Annotated in this window: 16 protein-coding genes; 11 read left to right on the top strand and 5 right to left on the bottom strand. The window is 58.9% G+C overall.

Annotated elements, in window-relative coordinates:
• Nucleotides 1-38 precede the first annotated feature (38 nt).
• From recQ to tdh, 7 genes are all read left to right on the top strand, one after another.
• On the top strand, nt 39-2,075 hold the full coding sequence (gene recQ, locus WG622_RS05865; RefSeq protein ID WP_339402741.1) for a DNA helicase RecQ: 2,037 nt from the start codon (nt 39-41) through the stop codon (nt 2,073-2,075).
• 30 nt (nt 2,076-2,105) lie between these two features.
• Nucleotides 2,106-2,879: a peroxide stress protein YaaA gene (gene yaaA / locus WG622_RS05870; protein ID WP_339402742.1), complete on the top strand. Its 774-nt coding sequence runs from the start codon at nt 2,106-2,108 to the stop codon at nt 2,877-2,879.
• A 71-nt stretch (nt 2,880-2,950) separates the two neighbouring features.
• Entirely contained in the window at nt 2,951-8,377 is a 5,427-nt protein-coding gene (locus WG622_RS05875; protein ID WP_339402743.1) for an alpha-2-macroglobulin family protein, read from the top strand.
• A gap of 50 nt (nt 8,378-8,427) precedes the next feature.
• Nucleotides 8,428-10,413, top strand: a complete 1,986-nt coding sequence (pbpC, locus tag WG622_RS05880; protein ID WP_339402744.1) for a penicillin-binding protein 1C — start codon at nt 8,428-8,430, stop codon at nt 10,411-10,413.
• A 31-nt stretch (nt 10,414-10,444) separates the two neighbouring features.
• Nucleotides 10,445-11,005 (top strand): helix-turn-helix domain-containing protein, encoded by a 561-nt coding sequence (locus WG622_RS05885; protein ID WP_339402745.1) that lies wholly within the window; start codon nt 10,445-10,447, stop codon nt 11,003-11,005.
• Between the two features lie 201 nt (nt 11,006-11,206).
• Nucleotides 11,207-12,394, top strand: a complete 1,188-nt coding sequence (locus WG622_RS05890) for a glycine C-acetyltransferase (protein WP_339402746.1) — start codon at nt 11,207-11,209, stop codon at nt 12,392-12,394.
• 14 nt (nt 12,395-12,408) lie between these two features.
• Nucleotides 12,409-13,437 (top strand): L-threonine 3-dehydrogenase, encoded by a 1,029-nt coding sequence (gene tdh / locus WG622_RS05895; protein ID WP_339403002.1) that lies wholly within the window; start codon nt 12,409-12,411, stop codon nt 13,435-13,437.
• 53 nt (nt 13,438-13,490) lie between these two features.
• Here the strand turns inward: tdh and WG622_RS05900 are convergent, their stop codons facing one another.
• From WG622_RS05900 to WG622_RS05920, 5 genes are all read right to left on the bottom strand, one after another.
• The gene (locus WG622_RS05900; protein WP_209357967.1) at nt 13,491-13,637 is read right to left on the bottom strand and encodes a hypothetical protein; all 147 of its coding nucleotides are present in this window, start codon (nt 13,635-13,637) and stop codon (nt 13,491-13,493) included.
• Between the two features lie 102 nt (nt 13,638-13,739).
• Nucleotides 13,740-14,480 carry a metallophosphoesterase family protein gene (locus WG622_RS05905; RefSeq protein ID WP_339402747.1) on the bottom strand — a complete coding sequence of 247 codons (741 nt, stop codon included), beginning with the start codon at nt 14,478-14,480 and terminating at the stop codon, nt 13,740-13,742.
• 69 nt (nt 14,481-14,549) lie between these two features.
• Nucleotides 14,550-16,145: a phosphoglycerate dehydrogenase gene (gene serA / locus WG622_RS05910; protein WP_339402748.1), complete on the bottom strand. Its 1,596-nt coding sequence runs from the start codon at nt 16,143-16,145 to the stop codon at nt 14,550-14,552.
• A gap of 93 nt (nt 16,146-16,238) precedes the next feature.
• On the bottom strand, nt 16,239-17,381 hold the full coding sequence (locus WG622_RS05915; protein ID WP_339402749.1) for a phosphoserine transaminase: 1,143 nt from the start codon (nt 17,379-17,381) through the stop codon (nt 16,239-16,241).
• Nucleotides 17,382-17,538: 157 nt separating this feature from the next.
• On the bottom strand, nt 17,539-18,054 hold the full coding sequence (locus tag WG622_RS05920) for a hypothetical protein (RefSeq protein ID WP_339402750.1): 516 nt from the start codon (nt 18,052-18,054) through the stop codon (nt 17,539-17,541).
• A gap of 119 nt (nt 18,055-18,173) precedes the next feature.
• Here WG622_RS05920 and serB point away from each other — a divergent pair, with 119 nt between their 5' ends.
• From serB to WG622_RS05940, 4 genes are all read left to right on the top strand, one after another.
• Complete coding sequence (serB, locus tag WG622_RS05925) at nt 18,174-19,046, top strand: phosphoserine phosphatase SerB (RefSeq protein WP_339402751.1); 873 nt, start codon at nt 18,174-18,176, stop codon at nt 19,044-19,046.
• Nucleotides 19,047-19,805, top strand: coding sequence for a TSUP family transporter (locus tag WG622_RS05930; RefSeq protein ID WP_339402752.1), 759 nt, complete (start codon nt 19,047-19,049; stop codon nt 19,803-19,805).
• 90 nt (nt 19,806-19,895) lie between these two features.
• On the top strand, nt 19,896-20,960 hold the full coding sequence (locus WG622_RS05935; protein ID WP_339402753.1) for a bifunctional transcriptional activator/DNA repair enzyme AdaA: 1,065 nt from the start codon (nt 19,896-19,898) through the stop codon (nt 20,958-20,960).
• The gene (locus WG622_RS05940; RefSeq protein ID WP_339402754.1) at nt 20,957-21,724 is read left to right on the top strand and encodes an isocitrate lyase/PEP mutase family protein; all 768 of its coding nucleotides are present in this window, start codon (nt 20,957-20,959) and stop codon (nt 21,722-21,724) included. Before WG622_RS05935 ends, WG622_RS05940 begins: the two co-directional genes overlap by 4 nt.
• The last annotated feature ends 14 nt before the right edge of the window (nt 21,725-21,738 follow it).

Genomic DNA, 21,738 nt, shown 5'->3' on the forward strand with positions numbered 1-21,738 from the left:
CCTGTAAGAGCAGATCAACGCCACTTACAGGACACCCCATGCCCGCCGACACGCTGTTGCGCGATATCTTTGGATTTGACGGGTTTCGCCCCGGCCAAGAAGAGATCGTGGACGCCGTTGTGTCTGGGCAAAACGTGTTGGCGATTATGCCAACCGGTGGCGGCAAATCCCTGTGTTATCAACTACCTGCGCTGGTGCGCGACGGGATCACCGTTGTCATTTCCCCCCTGATCGCCCTGATGCGTGACCAAGTCCGCGCCCTGCGCGAAGCGGGGGTTGAAGCAGGCGCTCTGACCTCTGGCAATACCGATGAGGAAACCGAAGAGGTCTGGCAGGCGATTGAAGACGGTCGCCTTAAACTCCTTTACATCGCGCCCGAACGCCTCGCTTCTGGCGCTGCTTTGGGCATGCTACGTCGCATTGGCGTGTCTCTGATTGCCGTGGATGAGGCCCATTGCGTCAGCCAATGGGGCCATGACTTCCGCCCGGATTACCTCCGCATCGGAGAACTGCGCCGCACGCTCAACGTGCCGATTGCGGCCTTCACCGCCACAGCAGACGCCGAGACCCGCGAGGAAATCATCAACCGGCTGTTTGACGGACAGGCCCCCGCCACCTTCCTGCACGGTTTTGACCGCCCCAATATCCACCTGGCTTTCGCCGCCAAAGACTCCCCCCGCAAACAAATCCTAGACTTCGCCGGCGCGCGTCTGGGCCAATCGGGCATCGTCTATTGCGGCACGCGGGCGAAGACGGAAAGCCTCGCAAAGGGCTTGCGGGACGCGGGCCATAACGCGCTGCATTATCACGGCGGTATGGATCCCGAAGATCGGCGTTTTGTCGAAACCCGTTTCCAGCGCGAGGATGGGCTGATTGTGGTCGCCACCGTCGCCTTTGGCATGGGGATCGACAAACCCGATATCCGTTGGGTCGCCCACGCCGATCTGCCGAAATCCATCGAGTCCTATTATCAGGAAATCGGCCGTGCGGGCCGCGACGGAGCGCCTGCGGAAACGCTCACCCTCTTTGGCCCCGAAGACATCCGCCTCCGCCGCTCGCAAATCGACGAAGGCCTTGCCCCGCCCGAACGTCGCGCTGCGGATCATGCACGACTGAATGCTCTGCTGGGATTGGCCGAGGCTTTGGAATGCCGCCGCACCAAGCTGCTTGGATATTTCGGCGAGACCGAAGTGAAATGCGGCAAATGTGACCTCTGTGATCAGCCCGCCGAGGTCTTTGACGGCACCGAGGCCGTGCGCAAAGCGCTCTCGGCGATCCTAAGGACCGGCGAATGGTTCGGCACCGGGCATTTGATCGATATCCTCTTGGGAAATGACACCGAACGGATGCGCCAAAAGGGCCATGACGCGCTGCCGACCTTTGGCGTGGGCCGCGAATATGACAAACGCCAATGGCAGGCCGTGTTCCGCCAAATGATGGGCCACGATCTTATCCGACCTGATCCCGAACGCCATGGCGCTTTGCGGATGACCGATGACGCCCTGCCGATCCTAAAGGGCGAAGCGTCGATTAATCTACGGCGCGACACGATCCGCAAGGCCTCCAAAGGCCCGCGCGTCAAAGCCTTGGTCAGCGAGGAGGACGCGCCGCTCCTCTCTGCCCTCAAAGCCAAACGCCGCGCCTTGGCCGAGGCCGCCAAAGTCCCCGCCTATATCATCTTCAACGACCGCACCCTGATCGAAATGGCCGAAAAACGGCCTCTGAACCTTGATCAAATGGCGGGGATCGGTGGCGTGGGCGCGAAGAAACTCGAGAAATACGGAGATGATTTTCTTACAGTCATCACGGGAGAAGCCGAGGCGCTCCACCCAAGCCGCCGCAAACTCGCGGGTCGGGCGGAAGGGTCTTTGTATGACCGATTGCTCGAGGTCCAAGCCGACCTCACCCGAGGCCCTGACGGCATCGACAAGCCGCTGAGTTGTTCGGCATCGCTCTTGGCCAAGGTCGCCCAAACCAAGCCTCAGGACGAAAACGCGATCAAACGCATCCTAGGCGACAAAAAAGCCGACCGTTTTGGCGCGGCTTTTCTGGACGTCCTGCAGGCGGCGGACTAAATCAGAGAGAACGCTCAGAAAGGTCTGCCCATGCTTGTTGTCACCTCCCCCGCGAAACGTTTGGATTGGGATCCGGTGGATGTGGATCTGACGCAGCCAGTTTTGCAGGACGAGGCGGTGAAGCTGGTGAAGACCGCGCGCAATCTGACCTTGGGCAACCTGCAGAAACTGATGGATCTGAGCCCCGATCTGGCGCGGCTCAATCGCGATCGTTTCAAAACCTTTGAGGCAGAGCCAGCGCAAGATCTAACACGTCCCGCCGTCTATGCCTTTGCTGGTGATACCTACATTGGGCTTGAGGCAAAGACGCTTGATGAGGACGAGATCAAATGGGCGCAGGATCACTTGCGGATCCTGTCAGGTCTCTACGGGCTATTGCGCCCACTGGATGCGATCCAACCTTACCGTTTGGAAATGGGCAGCCGCTTGTCCACACGTCGCGGCAAGAACCTTTATGAATTCTGGCGCGACACGATTTCCAAGAAGCTGAACGCGCAAGCTGAAGCGGTCGAAACAGACACGCTCGTGAACTGCGCAAGCCAGGAATATTTCGGTGCGGTTGATCCCAAGGCGCTGAAGCTGCGCGCCATCACGCCTGTGTTTATGGAGTTGAAGGCGGGTAAACCAAAGATCGTCAGCTTCTTTGCCAAAAAGGCACGCGGGTCCATGGCGCGGTTTATGATCCAGAACCGACTGACGGACGCCGAGGCGATCAAGGATTTCGACCTTGGCGGCTATAAGTTTGAGCCCGACATGTCCGAAGGCGACAAATGGGTCTTTTTGCGCGATTACCCCGAAACCTAGTCGTCATATTTGCCTGAGTTGATCGACTCACCCACCCGTGCGACCTTCTTTCGGGTAGTGCGGAGGGGAATATGCGGTTTTTGGTTCGGATTTTAGCGATTTTGTCGCTGGTGACAGCGGCGCATGCGCAGGAACAATTGATCCCAGAACGATGGGTCGTCGTCAGCCCGGATACCGACTTCTATGGCGCTGATCTGACGCCGATGTTTGACACATCCTATGAGGCCTGCATCAACGCCTGCCTCGCAGATACCGCCTGCGCGGCCTTCACCTATAACAATTCCAAAAACGCCTGCTTTCCTAAAACCGGCGTGGATCAACGCGACGCTTTTGAAGGCGCGACTTCTGCCGAAGTCTTCGCCTCTCGGGCCAATGTCCGCGCCGCCGCCAAGACCCGCCGCGCAGAGCTGAACTTTCTAGGCGATGGTGATCTCTTTGCCGCCTATGACCTCGCCACCCGCATCGGCCGCTTGCATGCCTCTGGTCCGTGGACCGTAGATGAAATGATCGACGCCATGGCCGACAGGCGCAGCCGTGGTCAGTTTGACAGCGCAATGCGGTGGGCGGGCGGCGCGGTGGCCAAAACGGACTCCGCCGATCTTTGGCTGCAATACGCGCAGCTCAACCTGTCGATCCGCGAGAACGGCCAGTTGCAAAACAAGCATCGAAACCGTGCGTTTTCCGCGATGATCAATGCGTATCTGCGCGGCACATCGCCCGCGTTCCGCGCCTCGGTCCTAGGCGACATGGCGCAGATCCTGCCTGATTTGGGACGCGGAAGAGACTCCATCGATGCCCTGCGTCTGGCACAGGCGACCCAACCACGCTTGGACTTTGAGACAGCCCTAAACGACGCCATTGCGAAGTACGGCTTCCGGATCACAGATTCATCTGTCGACAGCGATGCCGCCAGCCCGCGTATTTGTGCGCAATTCAGCGAGCCGCTGCGGAAATCCGGTGTGGACTATGGCCCCTTTGTGAAACGCTTGGATCAACGGCTGGCTGTGGTGGCCGAGGGCAACCAACTTTGTGTCTCTGGGCTGACTCACGGCGAGCGCTACACCCTGACCTTCCGCGAAGGCCTGCCCGCAGAAAGCGGCGAAACCCTCGTGCGCGACATCTCGCTGAACCTCTATGTCCGAGACCGCACGCCTGCGCTGCGTTTCCCGGGCCGCGCCTATGTGCTGCCCCGCACACCCGATGCTGGCATCCCAATCGAAACGGTCAATCTGAACCAAGTAGAACTCACGCTGCGCCAAGTTTCGGATCGCAACCTACTACGCGCCATTCAGGACAGTTATTTCGGCCAGCCTCTGAGTGTCTGGCAAGAACGCACCTTTGATCGCGAAATCGCCGAGACAGTCTGGACCGGAACGGGCCAAGTCGAAAACACGCTGAACCAAGATATGCTCACGCGGCTTCCGGTGGGGGATATCATCAATGATTTGGTTCCCGGCATCTATGCGCTGACCGCGGCCATTGCGGGCGATGACCCTTATGAGGAAACCGACGCCACCCAATGGTTCGTTCTGTCCGACCTCGGCGTCACCACCATGAGCGGCGCAGATGGGCTGCACGTTGTGGTCCAAAGCCTCACTGATGTGCAAGCCCTTGCGGACACCAAGGTCACGCTCTTGTCGCGCGCCAATCGCGTGCTGGCCGAAAGCATGACCGACGGCGCGGGCTACGCGCGGTTTGATGCAGGGCTGACGCGTGGAACCGGCGGCGCTGCACCTGCGCTGCTTCTGCTAGAGAACGGCGAAGACATGGCGTTCCTATCCCTCACCGATCCTGCCTTTGATCTGTCCGACCGAGGGGTCGAGGGTCGCCCACCAGCGCCGCCATTGGATCTGTTTGTCGCGACCGACCGTGGCGCCTATCGCGCGGGCGAAACCATCTATGCGACCGCTTTGCTGCGAGGCGATCAGGCCGAAGCCATCGAAGGCCTACCCATAACGGCAATTGTCAAACGCCCCGATGGCGTCGAATACACGCGCATTGTGTCAACGCAAGACCAGGCCGGTGGGCGTGTGTTTGAAATCCCTGTCGCAAGCTCTGCCCCACGCGGCAGCTATGCCATGAGTTTCTATTCTGACACCAAAGCCCCTGCCCTCGCCGTGCATTCTGTTTTGGTTGAGGATTTCATCCCCGAACGCATCGACTTTGAGCTGACGCTGCCTGACGGCCCATTGCGCCTTGGGGATCGCCCTCCGCTGACCATCGACGCGCGCTATCTGTTTGGCGCGCCGGGTGCGGATCTGCCTGTGGACGGCCAAGTCACATTGCGCGCGCAAAACGAATTGGCGGGCTATCCGGGCTATCAGTTTGGCCGATACGACGACCGCTTTAACCCCAGAACCAACGGTTTCGGCCCAGAGCGAACCGATGCAACTGGGCAAGTCACTTTGGAATTACCCCTGCCCAACGTCGACGCCGCCCAGCCTTTGGTCGCAGATCTGACGGTCTGGATGTCCGAGGGCTCTGGCCGTCCGGTGGAACGCCGCATCTCGGCTGAGGTGATCCCGGACCGCGACATGATCGGGATCAAACCGCTGTTTGACGACATCGTCGCGGAAAACGGCGAGGCTCGGTTCGAAGTCATCGCGCTGGAGTCAGGGTTAAATAGGGTCGAAAAGCCGGTTTCTTGGACACTCAACCGCGTCCATACGCGCTATCAGTGGTACCAGCTTTACGGCAATTGGAATTGGGAGCCAGTCACCCGCCGCGAACGTATTGCAGGCGGAGACGCCGTGCTGGGGGCAGACCCTCTGCGCATCGCGGCACCGGTGGAGTGGGGTCAGTACGAGCTGGTGGTGGAAAGCACCGAAGGGGCTTATGTCGCAAGCGCTGTTGAGTTCTATGCCGGCTGGTATGCCCCCGCCGACGTGAGTGAAACGCCCGATACGCTCGAGCTGTCGCTGGACAAAGACATGTATCGCCCCGGAGACACCGCGCGCCTGCGCATTGTGCCGCGTGCAGCGGGCACGGCCTTGGTGTCGGTGGTCTCAAACCGTTTGATTGCGATGCAAACGGTCGAGGTCGGCGAAGGTGCGACTTTGGTCGACATTCCGGTGACCGATGATTGGGGCGCAGGCGCCTATGTGACGGCATCCTTGGTGCGCCCTATGGACGTTGACAACGGATTGAACCCGTCGCGCGCTTTGGGGCTGAGCTATGCCAAAGTTGATCCGGGTTCGAAACTTTTGGGCGTGACCCTAGAGGCGCCAGACAAGATGGAACCAAACGCTCCTTTAACGGTCGGCATCGATGTTAAGGGCATCACCGCAAGTGAAACCGCCTATGTGACCCTTGCCGCGGTTGATGTGGGAATCCTCAATCTCACCGGATTTCAAAGCCCAGATCCTGAAGGGCACTATTTTGGTCAACGCCGTCTGGGCATGGAAATCCGCGATATCTATGGCCGTTTGATCAATGGCATGAACGGCGCGATGGGGGCCGTGCGATCCGGCGGCGATGCGATGGCGCAAGCGGGGCTGCAGTCTCCGCCACCGACCGAAGAGCTTGTGGCGTTTTTCTCGGGACCAATCACGGTTGGCGCGGATGGCCGCGCGGACGTGTCGTTTGACATGCCCGATTTCAACGGCACCGTGAAACTGATGGCCGTGGCCTGGAGCGCCACCGCTGTCGGCCAAGCAGATCGGGACGTATTGGTGCGCAATCCCATCGTGCTCAGCGCCAGCTTGCCGCGTTTCCTTGCACCCGGTGACACCAGCCGCTTGCTATTGGACATCACCCATGCCGAAGGTCCAGCGGGGCGCGTTGGCTTGAATGTCTTTGCCACAGGCGGCGTTCAGCTAGACCTTAGAACAACGCCGCGCGGCGTGGATTTGGCAGAGTCAGAGACGCAAAAGCTGGTTATCCCGCTTTCGGTGGACAGTGTTGGAGATCACCTGATTTCCATCGCCCTGACAACGCCCGGCGGCAAGCTTTTGACCAAAGACCTAACGCTACCGGTGCGTCAGAACGATCCTGAAGTCAGCACGACCCAGCGCCTCACGCTTGCCGCAGGTGACACGCTGAGCTTTGACCAGGGACTCTTCGCAGACCTCCGCCCGGGGACGGCGTCTTCGATCATCTCAGCAGGCCCGCTCGCGCGATTTGATGCGCCCGGCCTCTTGGCAGCTCTGGATCGCTACCCCTATGGCTGCACGGAACAGATCACCTCAGGCGCATTGCCGCTGTTGTATTTTGATGATCTGTCCGCCGCCCTCGGATTTGGCGACCGGGACCGCATTCAGGAACGTGTCGATCAGGCTATCGCGCAGATCCTGACCCGTCAGTCCTCAAATGGAGCCTTCGGGCTTTGGCGCCCGGGCACCGGGGACCTGTGGCTTGACGCCTATGTCAGCGACTTCCTCAGCCAAGCGCGGGCGCAGGGTTATGACGTGCCTCAGCTCGCCTTCAGGCAAGCCATGGACAACCTCAGAAACCGCGTAAATTTCGCGCCGGACTTTGACAGCGACGGCGGCCCTATTGCCTATGCCCTGATGGTCTTGACCCGCGAAGGCGCGGCAGCTATCGGTGATCTGCGCTATTATGCCGACGTGAAAGCCGAGGCCTTTGATACGCCTCTGGCCGCAGCTCAGCTTGGCGCAGCCTTGGCGTTTTACGGGGATCAGCTGCGCAGTGACCGCATGTTCGCAGCGGCGGCCCGCCAGATCGCGTCACGTACGACGGATGAGACGAGCCAGTTGTGGCGTGCTGACTACGGTAGCAACTTGCGCGATGCGGCGGGTCTGTTAACCCTCGCCGTTGGCGCAGGCAGCGAAGTCGTGAACCGCAATGCTCTGGCGCAGCGTATTTCCAGCACGTCGCGCGCCATGTCCACGCAAGAAAGCGCATGGGCGTTGATGGCGGCGCATGCTTTGGTTCAGGATCCGGCGACGTCTGGATTGCTCGTCAACGGAGCGCCCATAGATGGGCCCTTCCTGCGCACTGTCGCGGGGAATTGGTTCGATCCAATCGACATCACCAACACCAGCGGGCGGCCCACCGACGTGACCGTCACCACCGTCGGCGTGCCGACCTTCGATGTTCCAGCGGGCGGCTATGGCTATGCGATCACGCGCGATTATTTCACGATGGAAGGTGCTCCGATTGATCCAAGTCTGGTGCGGGTGGGCGACCGCTTTGTCACCGTCCTGCGCGTGAAGCCTTTTGAAAAGGGAGGCGCGCGGCTGATGGTTAATGATCCTCTGCCCGCAGGGTTTGAGATCGACAACCCGAACCTCTTGCGCAGTGGAGACCTTCGCGAGCTGTCTTGGCTGGAACTCAATGGGGCCACCCATACGGAATTCCGCAGCGACCGGTTCTTGGCCGCCGTCGATTGGCGCTCTGATCAGGCGTTCCAACTGGCCTATGTGGTGCGCGCGGTGTCGCCCGGTGATTTCCACCATCCCGCGGCCAGCGTCGAAGACATGTATAACCCGCGCTACCGCGCCCGCACGGCGACGGGTCGTCTATTGGTTGCCCAGTGAAGCTGAGGCTTCTCCTTGCAATATTGCTCTGCGTCCTTGCGGGCGCGGGGGTGCGGGATGGCTTTGATCGCTGGATCGAGGCCACGGACATCCCGCGTCTGGCTGTCGATACCTCGATTGAAATCCGTGATCGCAACGGCGTGTTGATGAGAGCTTTTCCGGTGGAACAGGGTCTGTTTCGCTTGGGCGCGCGTGTCGATCAGGTCGACCCTCAGTTTCTGGAGATGTTGATCGCCTATGAAGACAAACGTTTCTATTCCCACGCCGGTGTCGACCTTTTGGCGGGCGTGCGTGCGGTTTGGCAGGCGGTCTGGCACCGAGAGGTTGTGTCGGGCGGATCAACGCTCACCATGCAGGCGGCACGTCTGCTGGAAAACTCGGGCACGGGTGATCTGAAAGGGAAACTGCGCCAGATGCGTTTGGCTTGGGCCTTAGAGCGGCAGCTTGAAAAGGACGAGATCCTGTCGCTCTATCTGACAAACGCGCCCTATGGTGGAAATATCGAAGGGATTCGAGCGGCGACTTTGACGTGGTTTGGCAAGGAACCCCGTCGGCTCACACCCGCAGAATCCGCCTTCCTGATCGCCCTGCCGCAAGCCCCGGAACGGCGCAGGCCGGATCGTTTTCCGGAAAACGCCAGTGCCGCGCGGGAACATGTTTTGGACAGGATGATCGCGCGTGGTGTTTTGACCGCCGAAGCCTCGACACCAGAGCCAATGCCGACGCAGCGACGCGCCCTGCCCATGCTGGCGCCTCACCTCGCGGATCGCGTGATAGCGGCCGAGGATTGGGGCGACGGTCAACGCCTGACCTTGGATGCAACGCTGCAAGACGCTGTACGCGAGTTGGCCGCAAAGGCTCTGCATGGACGCGACCCCAGCATGTCGATTGCGATCCTCGTGGCGGATCATCAGACCGGAGAGGTCCTCGCGTCGCTTGGATCCGCAGATTACACCGCCGCGCAGAATGACGGGTTTGTCGACATGACCGAGGCGGTGCGCTCTCCGGGCTCGACGCTGAAGCCGCTGGTCTATGGAATGGGCTTTGATCAGGGTCTGATTCACCCGAAAACGCTGATAGATGATCGCCCGGTGGCCTTTGGCACCTATGCGCCGCAGAACTTTGATGGACGGTTTCGCGGGCAGATATCCGTCGAAGACGCCCTGAAACAATCGCTGAACATCCCCGTCGTCCTGCTGACCGAAGACATCGGCCCCGCGCGACTGCTTGCAAAAATGAACGCAGCGGGGGTCCGAGCGCGTTTACCTTCGGGTCAGGCCGGTTTGGCCATGGCGCTTGGCGGTGTGGGTGTGACGCTTCATGATCTGGTCGGACTTTACGCAAGTCTCGCCAACGAAGGGCGGCGCGTGGATTTGCATCACGCCACCCAAGACACTCAAGAAAACGCGCAGGTGATCAGCCGGTCCGCCGCATGGCACGTCAGCCATATTCTTTCCAACATCCCGGTGCCCGCCGGGGCTGCGAGAGGAAAGCTCGCCTATAAAACCGGCACCAGCTATGGGCATCGGGACGCCTGGGCCATCGGCTATGACGCGCGCCATGTTGTCGGAGTCTGGATGGGGCGTCCGGACGGCACTCCCGTCCCTGGTGCTTTCGGAGGAGATCTTGCCGCGCCGGTCCTGTTTGACGTTTTCGGCCTGATCAAACCCGAGATCGAGGCCTTTCCTCCGCCTCCGCCAGAGACACTTTTGCTAAGTCACGCAGCCTTGCCAAAGCCTCTGAAAGTCTTTCGCGGACGGCGGGCCGCGTTCGAAAACACCGGTGGGCTAGAGCTGACCTTTCCCCCAAATGGCGCGCGGCTTACGGCCGCTGAAGAGGGCGTCACCCTGAAGATCCGACAAGGGGTGCCACCGTTTTCGGTGCTGGCCAATGACCGCCTTGTCCTGTCAGGCCAATACGCGCGCGAGCTACATGTGCCAGACCTTGGCGCGGGTGCCTCAACCCTGTCGGTGCTTGACTCTCAAGGTCAGTCCGACCGCGTAGAGATCTGGGTCGGCGGGGCGCAACTCCATTGACAGAACCCGCTTTGACGTGCAGGTCAGACAGATGAACACCGATACGGAAATTCTCGATCTTTTGCCCGCGCGGCTCAAGGATGCGCGGCGGGCGCAGGGGCTGTCTTTGGATGCTGTGGCGAAGCTTTCGGGCGTGTCACGCTCGATGGTGAGCCAGATTGAACGCGGCGAAAGCAGCCCGACAATTGCAACACTCTGGAACCTGACCCGCGCGTTACAGGTGGATTTCGCGGGCCTTTTGGATCGGCAAGAGTTGACCGACCGGGTCGAGGTTCTACGCGCTGCCAATGTGCCCACCATCGAGAACCGCGGCGAGGGTTGTAATATCCGCATCCTCAGCGCGCCCGAAGATGCTGGTAAACACGAGCTTTATGACTTGGTGTTTTCCAGCGGTGGCAAGTTGGTCAGTGGCCCGCATGGGCGTGGCACGCGCGAGCATCTGACGGTGATAGAAGGTCGTGTTCGGGTGAGTTCTGGCTCCGCCACCGAAGAGGTCGCGGCAGGCGACACCGCGCGCTATCAGGCTGACGTCGATCACACCATCGAAGCCATTGGCGTCGCCCGCGCGCTTCTGGTCGTTCAAACCACCTAAACCAAACAATTTTATTCGTTTCAGGCCCTCATTGACGTGAGCAGGCCCCGAAATGTCGTGCGCGCTTTGGAGTTTTCCTTTTGGCGGCCACAGGCTGAGTGCGTCCGCGATCTCGGATTTTTCTTGGCAAAATCCTGTATTTTGGATATTTCTCCATTATGGCAGATTTTCTTGCCGCGATTCCGCTATTGGAGAGATCAAATGACGACCGACTTCCTGACTCATGTGTCTGCCACTCTGGACCAGATCGAAGCTGATGGGCTGATGAAGATGGAACGCATGATCACTTCGCCACAGGGCGGAGAAATCTCGGTCGGCGGGCGCTCGGTGATCAACCTGTGTGCCAACAATTATCTGGGGCTGGCGGATCATCCGGATCTGATCAAAGCCGCACGGGATGCCATGGACCCTAAGGGGTTCGGCATGGCATCGGTGCGCTTTATCTGCGGGACGCAGGATATTCACCGCGCGTTGGAGCAGCGCCTCGCAGGGTTTCTGAACAAAGACGATGCAATCCTTTTTGCCGCCTGTTTTGATGCGAATGGCGGTTTGTTCGAGCCGCTTTTGGGGCCAGAGGACGCGATTGTTTCGGACAGTCTGAACCATGCCTCGATCATCGACGGCATCCGCCTGTGTAAGGCCCAGCGCTATCGCTATGCCAATAACGATATGGCGGATCTTGAGGCCAAGTTGAAAGAGGCACGGGCCGCGGGTGCGCGTCATATTATGGTCGCCACGGATGGCGTGTTCTCGATGGACGGCTACCTCGCGAACTTGCCCGAAATCACGCGGATCGCGAAAGTGTACGAAGCGGTTGTGATGGTGGATGATTGCCACGCTACGGGGTTCATGGGGCCGAAAGGGGCTGGGACGCCCGATCACTTCGGCGTCGACGTGGATATCCTGACCGGCACCTTGGGCAAAGCTCTGGGTGGTGCGATTGGCGGCTATATCGCCGGGCCTCAGCCGGTGATTGACCTCTTGCGCCAACGCGCGCGGCCTTATTTGTTTTCCAACTCTTTGCCCCCGTCCATCGTGGCAGCAGGCCTTGAAGCGATCCGTTTGGTCGAAGACGGTGCAGACCTGCGTGCGCAATTGTTCAGAAACGCCGACTACTGGCGCGAGGGTCTGACGGAGCTTGGCTTTACCCTGCTGCCCGGCGCGCATCCGATCATTCCGGTGATGTTGGGCGACGCCCCTCTCGCCCAAGAAATGGCGCGTCGGTTGTTTGACGAAGGCGTCTATGTATCTGGGTTCTTTTTCCCCGTAGTGCCGCATGGCAAGGCTCGGATCCGCACGCAAATGAACGCACGCCTCACGCGAGCGGAACTGGATCGCGCTCTGGGAGCCTTCGGCAAAGTCGGCCGGGATTTGGGGGTGATCTCATGACGCTCCCCAACACAATGAAAGCACTTGAGAAGTCGCATCCCGAAGCGGGCCTCTGGATGGTGCAAGCTCCTGTGCCGGAAATCGGTCCGGATGAGGTGCTGATCAAGGTCAGGAAAACTGGGATCTGTGGTACGGACATTCATATCTGGAATTGGGACGACTGGGCGTCTGCCACCGTACCAACACCCATGATCACCGGGCATGAGTTCGCGGGCGAGATCGTAGAGATCGGGCGCGATGTGACGGGCCTCTCGATTGGTCAGCGGTGCTCGGGCGAAGGTCATCTGATTGGCACAGACAGTCGACAGAGCCGCGCGGGCAAGTTCCATCTCGACCCCGGCACGCGTGGGATCGGTGTGAATGAACAGGGGGCTTTTGCCCAATATCTGCGCCTGCCCGCCTTCAACGTCGTACCTCTGCCTGCAAGCATCCCAGACGAGATCGGCGCGATCCTCGACCCGCTTGGCAACGCCGTCCACACCGCTCTCAGTTTCGATCTGTTGGGCGAAGACGTTCTGATCACTGGCGCCGGACCCATCGGCATCATGGCCGCTGCCGTCGCGCGTCACGCAGGTGCGCGTAATGTTGTGATCACCGACATCAACCCAGATCGTCTGAAACTGGCCGAACATGTGGTACCGACAGTGCGCGCTGTCGACGTGCGCAACGAAGCGCTTGAGGACGTGATCCACGAGCTCGGCATGAAAGAGGGCTTTGACGTGGGCCTTGAGATGTCCGGCAATCAGGTTGCTCTGGATCAGATGGTCGAGAGCCTCGTGATGGGCGGCAAGATCGCTTTGCTCGGCATCCCGCCCGGCAAGTCTCCGGTAGATTGGAGCCGCATCGTGTTCAAAGCCATCACCATCAAAGGCGTCTATGGCCGCGAGATGTTTGAAACCTGGTACAAGATGATCGCCATGCTGGAGAACGGCTTGGATGTGAGCCGCGTGATCACCCATGAGTTTGCGGTTGATCAGTTCAGGGACGGCTTTGAGGCGATGCTTTCGGGACGTTCAGGTAAGGTCGTCCTGAACTGGGCTTAGAAACGCAAACAGCGGCGAGGGATCCCGCCGCTGTTTTGCTTTTGTGCGTTCAATCAATACTGAAAAGACTTGAACAGAGTGGAGTCACCCATTCCGTTGATCAAACGAACAACGCTTGGAGTTTCCGCTTTCTGCGCGGCAATGAACTTCTGGAATGCGCCAGCTGGTTCATAGGCCTGACGTGTATGTGCTTTCTGCATCTTGTCACCTTTGGTTAGCATATATCACGCCCCCACAAGCCGAGGTTTGCCCAAAGCAGCGGCGGAAAGTTGCGCCGAATGTGACGGATTTATGAAACGAGGTTAAAGCTGGGTTAACGTTTTTTGAGGCTCAAGCGCTTGGCGGCCTGTTTCGGTCAGCACCCAAACCTGCCCGTCTTCAAACACGCCGGGATAGAGCGGCCGCCCAAAACCTGTGCCTCCGTCAAGGTTCACACGATTGCCTGCGTGTTCTGGGAAGTTCACGGCGGTATGCCCATGGATGATCAATTTGCCATGGTTACGGGTGTCGTTCAGGAATTCACCGCGGATCCACGTGAGATCAAGCTCGACCTGATCGGTAAAAGCGACGCCCGGACGGATACCCGCATGCGCAAAGAAATGGGTCTCTGTTTCATAAGAGCAAGGCAGAGCGGCCATGAACGCCTTATGCGCCTCAGGAATCGCGGTGCGCGCTTCTTCGACGATTTCAGATATCAACTTGCCGTCGACTTCGACCCCATAACTTTTCAACGTGGCCGCACCGCCCAAAGGTTTGTCAAACCAATGCAGATCGGGACGCAGGAGACTCTCGGCGCGACCATGTTGGAGGAAATCGATCAGATAGCCGTCGTGATTGCCTTTAAGACAGATCCAATTGCGGCCCTCCGCAAGGCCCAGTGACAAGAGATCGATCACGACGCGACTATCGGGCCCCCGGTCGATATAATCCCCAAGAAAAACGATCTGCGCATCGGGGCCGCCATCGTCTTCGATCCGCGCAAGTGCGGTCTCCAGCTGAGCAAAGTGGCCGTGGATATCGCCGATGGCATAGATGGGGGGCATAGGGGTCTCCAATTAAAAACGCCGCCCCAAAGGGGGCGACGTCGGTCTCATAGATGAGTTTTTTGACGATTAAGCGACGTCAAATTGAAGCGGTTTGATCTGGGTAAAGAGATCAGTTTCCGCGAGTGCTGCGCGAGCTTCGGCTGGAACGGCTTCGTCCACATAAAGCAGCGCAATCGCTTCGCCGCCAACATCCGCACGGCCCAGAGTAAAGTTCGCGATGTTCACGCCATTTGCGCCCATGGTCTGACCCAGAGCACCAATGATGCCCGGCTCGTCGCGGTTGGTGGTGTAGAGCATATGCGCGCCGATCTCGGCGTCGATATTGATGCCTTTGATCTGAATAAAGCGTGGCTTGCCATCGCTGAATACGGTTCCCGCAACAGAGCGCTCGCGCTTCTCGGTCACCACGGTGACTTTGATATAGCCTTGAAAGGTGCCGGACTTGTCCTGATTAGTGGTCGAGATCTTGATGCCGCGTTCTTTGGCGACAACAGGGGCCGAGACCATGTTCACGTCAGGGTTGGCTTTCTTCATGATGCCCGCAACGACGGCGCAGTTCAGCGCGGCGAGGTTCATTTCAGCCGCCACACCATCATAAAGGATGTTGATCGCCTGGATCGGCTCGTCGGTCATTTGACCCGCAAAGGACCCAAGGTGATCCGCCAGTTTGATCCATGGGCCCATGACCTTGGCTTCTTCGGCCGTCACGGATGGCATGTTCAGCGCGTTTTCTACGGCGCCTGTGAGCAGATAGTTGGACATCTGCTCGGCCACTTGCAGCGCCACGTTTTCCTGCGCTTCGGTGGTTGCCGCGCCCAGGTGCGGGGTGCAGACCACGTTTGGCAGGTTGAACAGCGCGTTCTCTTTCGCAGGCTCTTCGGCGAAAACGTCAAAGGCTGCGCCCGCGACATGGCCAGATTTCAAGAGCTCGGCCAGCGCCTCTTCGTCCACCAGACCGCCACGCGCACAGTTGATGATACGCACGCCTTTCTTGGTTTTAGCGAGGTTTTCTTTGGACAGGATATTGCGCGTGCCGTCGGTCAGAGGCACGTGCAGCGTGATGAAGTCAGCGCGGGTCAGCAGGTCTTCGAGTTCTACCTTCTCAACACCCATCTTGTCGGCCTTTTCCTCAGAGAGGAACGGGTCAAAGGCGATGACTTTCATCTTGAGGCCACGGGCACGGTCACAAACGATACCACCGATGTTGCCTGCGCCGATGACGCCAAGGGTTTTGTTGGTCAGCTCGACCCCCATGAATTTGGACTTTTCCCATTTGCCCGCATGGGTGGATTCAGAAGCCTCTGGGATCTGGCGTGCGACTGCGAACATCATCGCGATGGCGTGCTCGGCGGTTGTGATCATGTTGCCAAACGGCGTGTTCATCACGATCACGCCTTTCTTAGATGCGGCTTCTTTGTCCACGTTGTCGGTGCCGATACCAGCGCGACCCACGACTTTCAGGTTGGTCGCAGCTTCTAGGATGGTCGGCGTGACTTTGGTCGCAGAGCGGATCGCAAGGCCGTCATATTGGCCGATCACTTCCGCCAGTTTCTCTTTGTCTTTGCCAAGGTCAGGCATGAAGTCCACGTCGATGCCACGATCGCGGAAGATCTGAACAGCGGTTTCGCTGAGTTTGTCGGAAACAAGTACTTTAGGCGCCATGGGTTTGGTCCTCTTGATTGATTTTCGGGAGGGGGCGGAAACTTTGAAAGTTTCCGCTATCGATTTCTTTCAGAGAAATCGCGACCCCGTTCGTTATTGAGCGTTGATTTCGGCCTCAAAGGCCCATGCGAGCCAAGGCAACATGGCCTCGATATCTGCGGTCTCAACCGTGCCACCACACCAGATCCGAAGACCTGCTGGCGCGTCACGATAAGCGCCGATGTCCAGCGCGATGTTTTCCGCCTCAAGACGTTTCGCAACCGCTTTTGCAAAAGCTGCACCGTCTTGGATGCGATCATCGGTGAACTTCAGGCACACAGAGGTGTTGGACTGCGTTGCCGCGTCTTCGGCCAAGTTCGCGATCCAATCATTGGCGTCACAGAAATCAAACACGGCTTTGGCGTTCGCATCTGCCCGCGCGATCAGACCCTGCAGGCCGCCCACAGAGCGCGCCCAGTCCAGCGCAAAGAGGTAATCCTCAACCGCCAGCATCGACGGCGTGTTGATGGTCGCGCCGGTAAAGATGCCCTCGATCAGCTTGCCACCTTTGGTCATGCGGAAGATTTTCGGCAGAGGCCATGCGGGGGTGTAGGTCTCTAGACGTTCCACCGCGCGTGGGGACAGAACAATCACACCATGGGCCGCTTCGCCACCTAGCACCTTCTGCCAAGAAAAGGTGGTCACATCCAGCTTGTCCCATGGCAGGTCCATCGCGAAAGCCGCGGAAGTCGCGTCACAGATGGTGATGCCCTCGCGGTCATCCGCGATCCAGTCGCCGTTCGGAACCCGAACACCAGCAGTCGTGCCGTTCCAGGTGAAGACAACGTCATTGGCGAAATCAACCGATGCCAGATCCACGATCTGACCGTAGTCTGCTGTCTTGACCTCGGCGTCTATCTTGAGCTGCTTGACCACATCCGTGACCCAGCCTGCACCAAAGCTTTCCCAGGCCAGCATCTCGACCTTGCGCGCGCCCAGCATGGACCACAAAGCCATCTCAACCGCGCCAGTATCAGACGCAGGCACGATGCCGATTTTGTAATCGGCCGGAATACCAAGGATCTCGCGGGTGCCTTCGATGGCATCTTTCAGCTTGGTCTTTCCAACGGCAGCCCGGTGGCTGCGGCCCAAAGCTGCATCCGCGAGTTTGTTCAATTCAAAGGTGGGGGGTTTGGCACAGGGGCCAGAAGAAAAACGCGGGTTCGCCGGCCGCGTTGCCGGTTGTTCAATAGCCATTACTGCTACCCTTCCAGATAAGCGCCTCTCGTTGGGGAGAGGTGTCCCACCGCCGGAGCTAAAGCGCGGGGGCCCGACTCGCAACCGCAATTCGGGGACAAAAACGGCACATCAAACAGAAAGACCGACAGAAATGTCGCCTATCGGAAACTTTACCTCACTGGGCGGCGATAAAGGCCGCCTGCAAATCCTTTACCGCTGCCTCTGTAGCTGAGCCCGATGTCGACCACAGAACGTCACCATTTTGCGAGACAATCAAAACTCGAATTTCGTCCCGACCGGCAAAGCCCAGAGGGCGATTTACGACAGACGCGTTCTCGTAAATCGTGATCGTACGTGCTCGCAACGCCGGGTCCACGATGCCGGATCTCATTCCGTTGTCGATGAATGATTTCATAAACTTGGCATTCGCTCCAACCACAGGCAGCTCGACAAATTCAGCGCCGCGATTGGGATCAAGGCCCAGGGCGTTGATCCATGTGTTTACCGCCGGTTGTTGATTGCGCTTATAGGCAATGAAGACGATCGTTGGGTCTCCGGGAAGACCTTTCGGCAGCACATGCATGTCGCCATTCAAGTCCTCAAATGACAGAGTCGGAAAAACAGCATTGGCTTGCGCAGGCATTGCCCAAAACAGCGCAATCACTAGCGCGGCGCGAAAAATTCCGATCATTCTAACCTCCATTGCATGTGTTCAGGATACGAAACGGGTCCTCGACTGGATCACCGCTGCTGGTAAATCGACAATTGCTGGGCTATGGGCAAAGTGTTCCCGCCATCACGAGGCCCAATATGTTCATCGCGACCCTACTGACCGACCCTGCAAACCCTTGTCTAGACCGCGCTACGGTCGAGAACCTGCGCAACGCTTGGGGAGGTGGAGAAGCACAGTGGCTGGCAACTGGCGAGGCCGCGGAATTCTCGCTTTCCGAAAAACCGGACAATCTCTGGTCGGTCTGGGAAGACCTGCAAGCCCTCAAAATCGATCTGATTGTACAACCCGCCGAAAACCGCCGCAAAAAGATGCTGCTGGCGGATATGGACAGCACCATGATCCAGCAGGAATGCATCGACGAGCTGGCAGATGTCGCTGGCGTCGGCGATCATGTCAAAGCCATCACCGCGCGCGCCATGAATGGCGAACTCGATTTCGAAGGCGCGCTGATCGAACGGGTAGGTTTGCTCAAAGACCTCGATGAAAGCGTCATCCAAATTGTCATCGACACGCGCATCACCTTTATGCCCGGCGGTCAAACTCTCTTGGCGACCATGAAGGCCAATGGCGGCTACGCAGCACTGGTGTCCGGAGGCTTCACTGCCTTTACCGCCTACGTCGCCGCCTCGCACGGTTTTGACGAGAACCGCGCCAACACCTTGCTGGTTGAAAACGGCAAACTCACCGGAGACGTCGGTCGGCCGATCCTGGGTCGCGAAGCCAAAGTCGAAGCACTGAACGAAATCACAGCGCGCCTCAGCCTCACCCCTGATGATGTCATGGCAGTCGGAGACGGCGCGAACGACCTTGGCATGCTCGGCCTTGCCGGCGCAGGCGTTGCTCTGCACGCGAAACCTTCGGTCGCCGCGGAATGCGACATCCGCATCAACCACGGAGACCTCACCGCCCTGCTCTACCTGCAAGGCTACGCAAAGTCTGAGTTCGCCTAAATGTTTGAGGTCTCAACCGAGATCCTCCTCCTTCTGCTTGGCGCAGCCTTTGCCGCCGGATTTGTCGATGCAATTGCGGGCGGTGGCGGGCTGATCACCGTGCCGGTACTTCTGTTAAGCGGGGCAAATCCCGTTACGGCCCTTGCGACAAACAAAATCCAAGGCTTGTTTGGCGCAGGCACCGCCGCGCTGACATATGCTAAGGGGGGCCATGTCGACCTGAAGGCACAGATCCTGCCCGCCACGATCGCCTTTGCCGCCTCCGTTGCTGGCGCCTTACTGATCTCTGTCTTGCCGACGGATTTCATCCGGCTGCTCCTGCCGATCCTTTTAATTGCCGTCGCCCTCTATTTTGGCCTGTCCAAAGGATTAAATGACCAAGACCGCGCCCGGCGCATGTCTCCTATGGTCCTTATGGCCACCATGGTCCCGCTCGTCGGCTTTTACGACGGCCTTCTCGGACCTGGTGCCGGCAGTTTTTACATGCTCGCCTTTGTGGGTCTTGCTGGCTACGGCGTCCTCAAGGCTACCGCCCATACGAAACTCTTGAACTTTGCCTCAAACGTCGGGGGCATGCTCGCCTTTGCCTTCGTAGCATCTCCTTGGTGGATAACAGGGATCGCGATGGGCCTAGCGCAAATCCTTGGCGCGCGTCTTGGGGCGTCCTTGGCCCAGAAAGTCGGATCACGCCTGATCAAGCCGCTCCTCATCACGACATCCCTCGCGCTGGCGCTGAAACTGCTCTGGGACATGCTCTGAACGGCATTCATCTTGCCTTAAGTACTCAAATCCCACATCCGCGCCCGATTTTAGACGCCAGTGTTACGCGACTCAGTCTAGTCTGACCGCATGATTTTTGACCTACCTGACCACGCCACGCTCTACGAAGCGCTTTGCAACCGAGACACCTCCTACGAAGGCCGCGCCTGGGTGGGCGTTACTTCGACGGGGATTTTCTGTCGTCTCGACTGCCCAGCCCGCAATCCAAAACCCGAGAACTGCCAGTTCTATGGAAGCATCGGCGAGTGCATCGACGCAGGTTTTCGGGCCTGCAAAAGATGCAAACCCATGGCGCCTTATGCCGAGGGAGATCCGGTCATCGCCAAATTGCTTTCAGAACTTGAAGCGCGTCCCTCTTATCGGTTCAGCGAAGACGATGTGGCCAAGCTCGGGATCGACCCCTCAACCGCACGGCGCGCTTTTAAACGCCAGTTCGGGATGACCTTTCTGGAAATGGCCCGCCAACGCCGCCTGCGCGAAGGCTTTACGACGCTGGCCAAAGGCGGCCCTGTGATCGAAGCGCAATTGGACGCGGGATTTGACAGTCCAAGCGCCTTTCGAACTGCTTTCGCCAAACTCATGGGCCAAAGCCCGCAAAGTTTTGCCAAAGATGCTCTCTTAAGGGCCGATTGGATCGACACGCCTTTGGGGCCCATGGTGGCGGTCTGTGACAAGAGCTCATTGCATTTGCTGGAGTTTATCGACCGCAAAGCCCTGCCGGGGTCACTGAAGAAACTCAAAGCCTATGCCAAGGGATCGCTTGGGATCGGGACATTTCCCATTCACGAGACCCTGCGCGCGCAGCTCGGGGCGTTCTTCGCGGGCGGCTCATCCCTTTTTGACATCCCGCTCACCCTGCATGGGTCCGAGTTCACCCAATTGGTCTGGCGCAGATTGCTCAACATTGGTGCTGGACAGACCGAGACCTATGGGGCACTTGCGAAAGACCTTGGTCGACCCAGCGCCACCCGCGCCGTCGCCCGTGCCAATGGGGCCAATCAGATCGCGCTGATCATTCCCTGCCACAGGGTCATCGGCGCAGATGGGAGCCTCACGGGTTATGGCGGCGGTCTCTGGCGTAAACAGCGGTTGATCGAGCTGGAACGGGACTATCAAAAGGACAGCGCCGCATGACACAGGCCGAAAAAGCAACCCAATTTGCCCAGATGCATCAGCCGGGCAATCCGCTTGTGCTCTATAATATCTGGGACGCGGGCAGTGCGAAGGCGTTGGTTGACGCGGGCGCGCCAGCCATTGCCACAGGCAGTTGGTCAGTTGCGGATGCGCAGGGTTTTGTGGATGGCGAAAAGCTCCCCCTCGAAATCGCCATGATGAACATCAGCCGGATCTGCAAGACCGTCGATGTGCCGGTGACGCTGGATTTCGAGGGCTGCTACGCCGTTGGGCCTACGGGTGTTGCCCGCAATGTCACGCAGGCCATGAAGATGGGCGCGGTGGGTATTAACTTTGAAGATCAGATGATCGGCGGCAAGGGTCTGCATTCCGAGGCCGATCAGGTCAAACGCATCCAGGCGGCCCGCGAAGCTGCGACAGAATTCGGCGTTGATCTCTTTATCAACGCCCGCACCGACTTGTTCCTCAAGGAAGCCAACCGCGACTGGCATGCAGGCCTCATGCCACAAGCGCTGGAACGGCTGGCCGCCTATACAGATGCGGGCGCAAGCGGGTATTTCATCCCAGCGCTCGTGGATCCCGAGCTGATTGGCCGTATCTGTGAGGCCGCAACCATCCCCGTCAATGTGCTGATGATGCCCGGCTGCCCCTCTGTCCAAGAGCTGGCGGATTTGGGCGTTGCGCGTATAAGCCATGGCCCGTGGCCTTATCGCCGGATGCTCGAAGAACTGGTCGTTCGCTTCAAAGAAGACACCAGCGCGTAGCGCGTAGCTTTTGC

It is taken from the genome of Cognatishimia coralii, assembly GCF_037478305.1.
GTDB lineage: Bacteria > Pseudomonadota > Alphaproteobacteria > Rhodobacterales > Rhodobacteraceae > Cognatishimia > Cognatishimia coralii.

Excerpts from the sequence above, each read along its gene's own strand:
- WG622_RS05915 (WP_339402749.1), bottom strand. The coding sequence starts at position 17,381 with ATGGCTATTGAACAACCGGCAACGCGGCCGGCGAACCCGCGTTTTTCT.
- serB (WP_339402751.1), top strand. The coding sequence starts at position 18,174 with ATGTTCATCGCGACCCTACTGACCGACCCTGCAAACCCTTGTCTAGAC.
- WG622_RS05885 (WP_339402745.1), top strand. The coding sequence starts at position 10,445 with ATGAACACCGATACGGAAATTCTCGATCTTTTGCCCGCGCGGCTCAAG.
- WG622_RS05930 (WP_339402752.1), top strand. The coding sequence starts at position 19,047 with ATGTTTGAGGTCTCAACCGAGATCCTCCTCCTTCTGCTTGGCGCAGCC.
- serA (WP_339402748.1), bottom strand. The coding sequence starts at position 16,145 with ATGGCGCCTAAAGTACTTGTTTCCGACAAACTCAGCGAAACCGCTGTT.
- WG622_RS05940 (WP_339402754.1), top strand. The coding sequence starts at position 20,957 with ATGACACAGGCCGAAAAAGCAACCCAATTTGCCCAGATGCATCAGCCG.
- yaaA (WP_339402742.1), top strand. The coding sequence starts at position 2,106 with ATGCTTGTTGTCACCTCCCCCGCGAAACGTTTGGATTGGGATCCGGTG.
- tdh (WP_339403002.1), top strand. The coding sequence starts at position 12,409 with ATGAAAGCACTTGAGAAGTCGCATCCCGAAGCGGGCCTCTGGATGGTG.
- WG622_RS05875 (WP_339402743.1), top strand. The coding sequence starts at position 2,951 with ATGCGGTTTTTGGTTCGGATTTTAGCGATTTTGTCGCTGGTGACAGCG.
- WG622_RS05900 (WP_209357967.1), bottom strand. The coding sequence starts at position 13,637 with ATGCAGAAAGCACATACACGTCAGGCCTATGAACCAGCTGGCGCATTC.
- WG622_RS05935 (WP_339402753.1), top strand. The coding sequence starts at position 19,896 with ATGATTTTTGACCTACCTGACCACGCCACGCTCTACGAAGCGCTTTGC.
- WG622_RS05890 (WP_339402746.1), top strand. The coding sequence starts at position 11,207 with ATGACGACCGACTTCCTGACTCATGTGTCTGCCACTCTGGACCAGATC.
- WG622_RS05920 (WP_339402750.1), bottom strand. The coding sequence starts at position 18,054 with ATGATCGGAATTTTTCGCGCCGCGCTAGTGATTGCGCTGTTTTGGGCA.
- WG622_RS05905 (WP_339402747.1), bottom strand. The coding sequence starts at position 14,480 with ATGCCCCCCATCTATGCCATCGGCGATATCCACGGCCACTTTGCTCAG.
- recQ (WP_339402741.1), top strand. The coding sequence starts at position 39 with ATGCCCGCCGACACGCTGTTGCGCGATATCTTTGGATTTGACGGGTTT.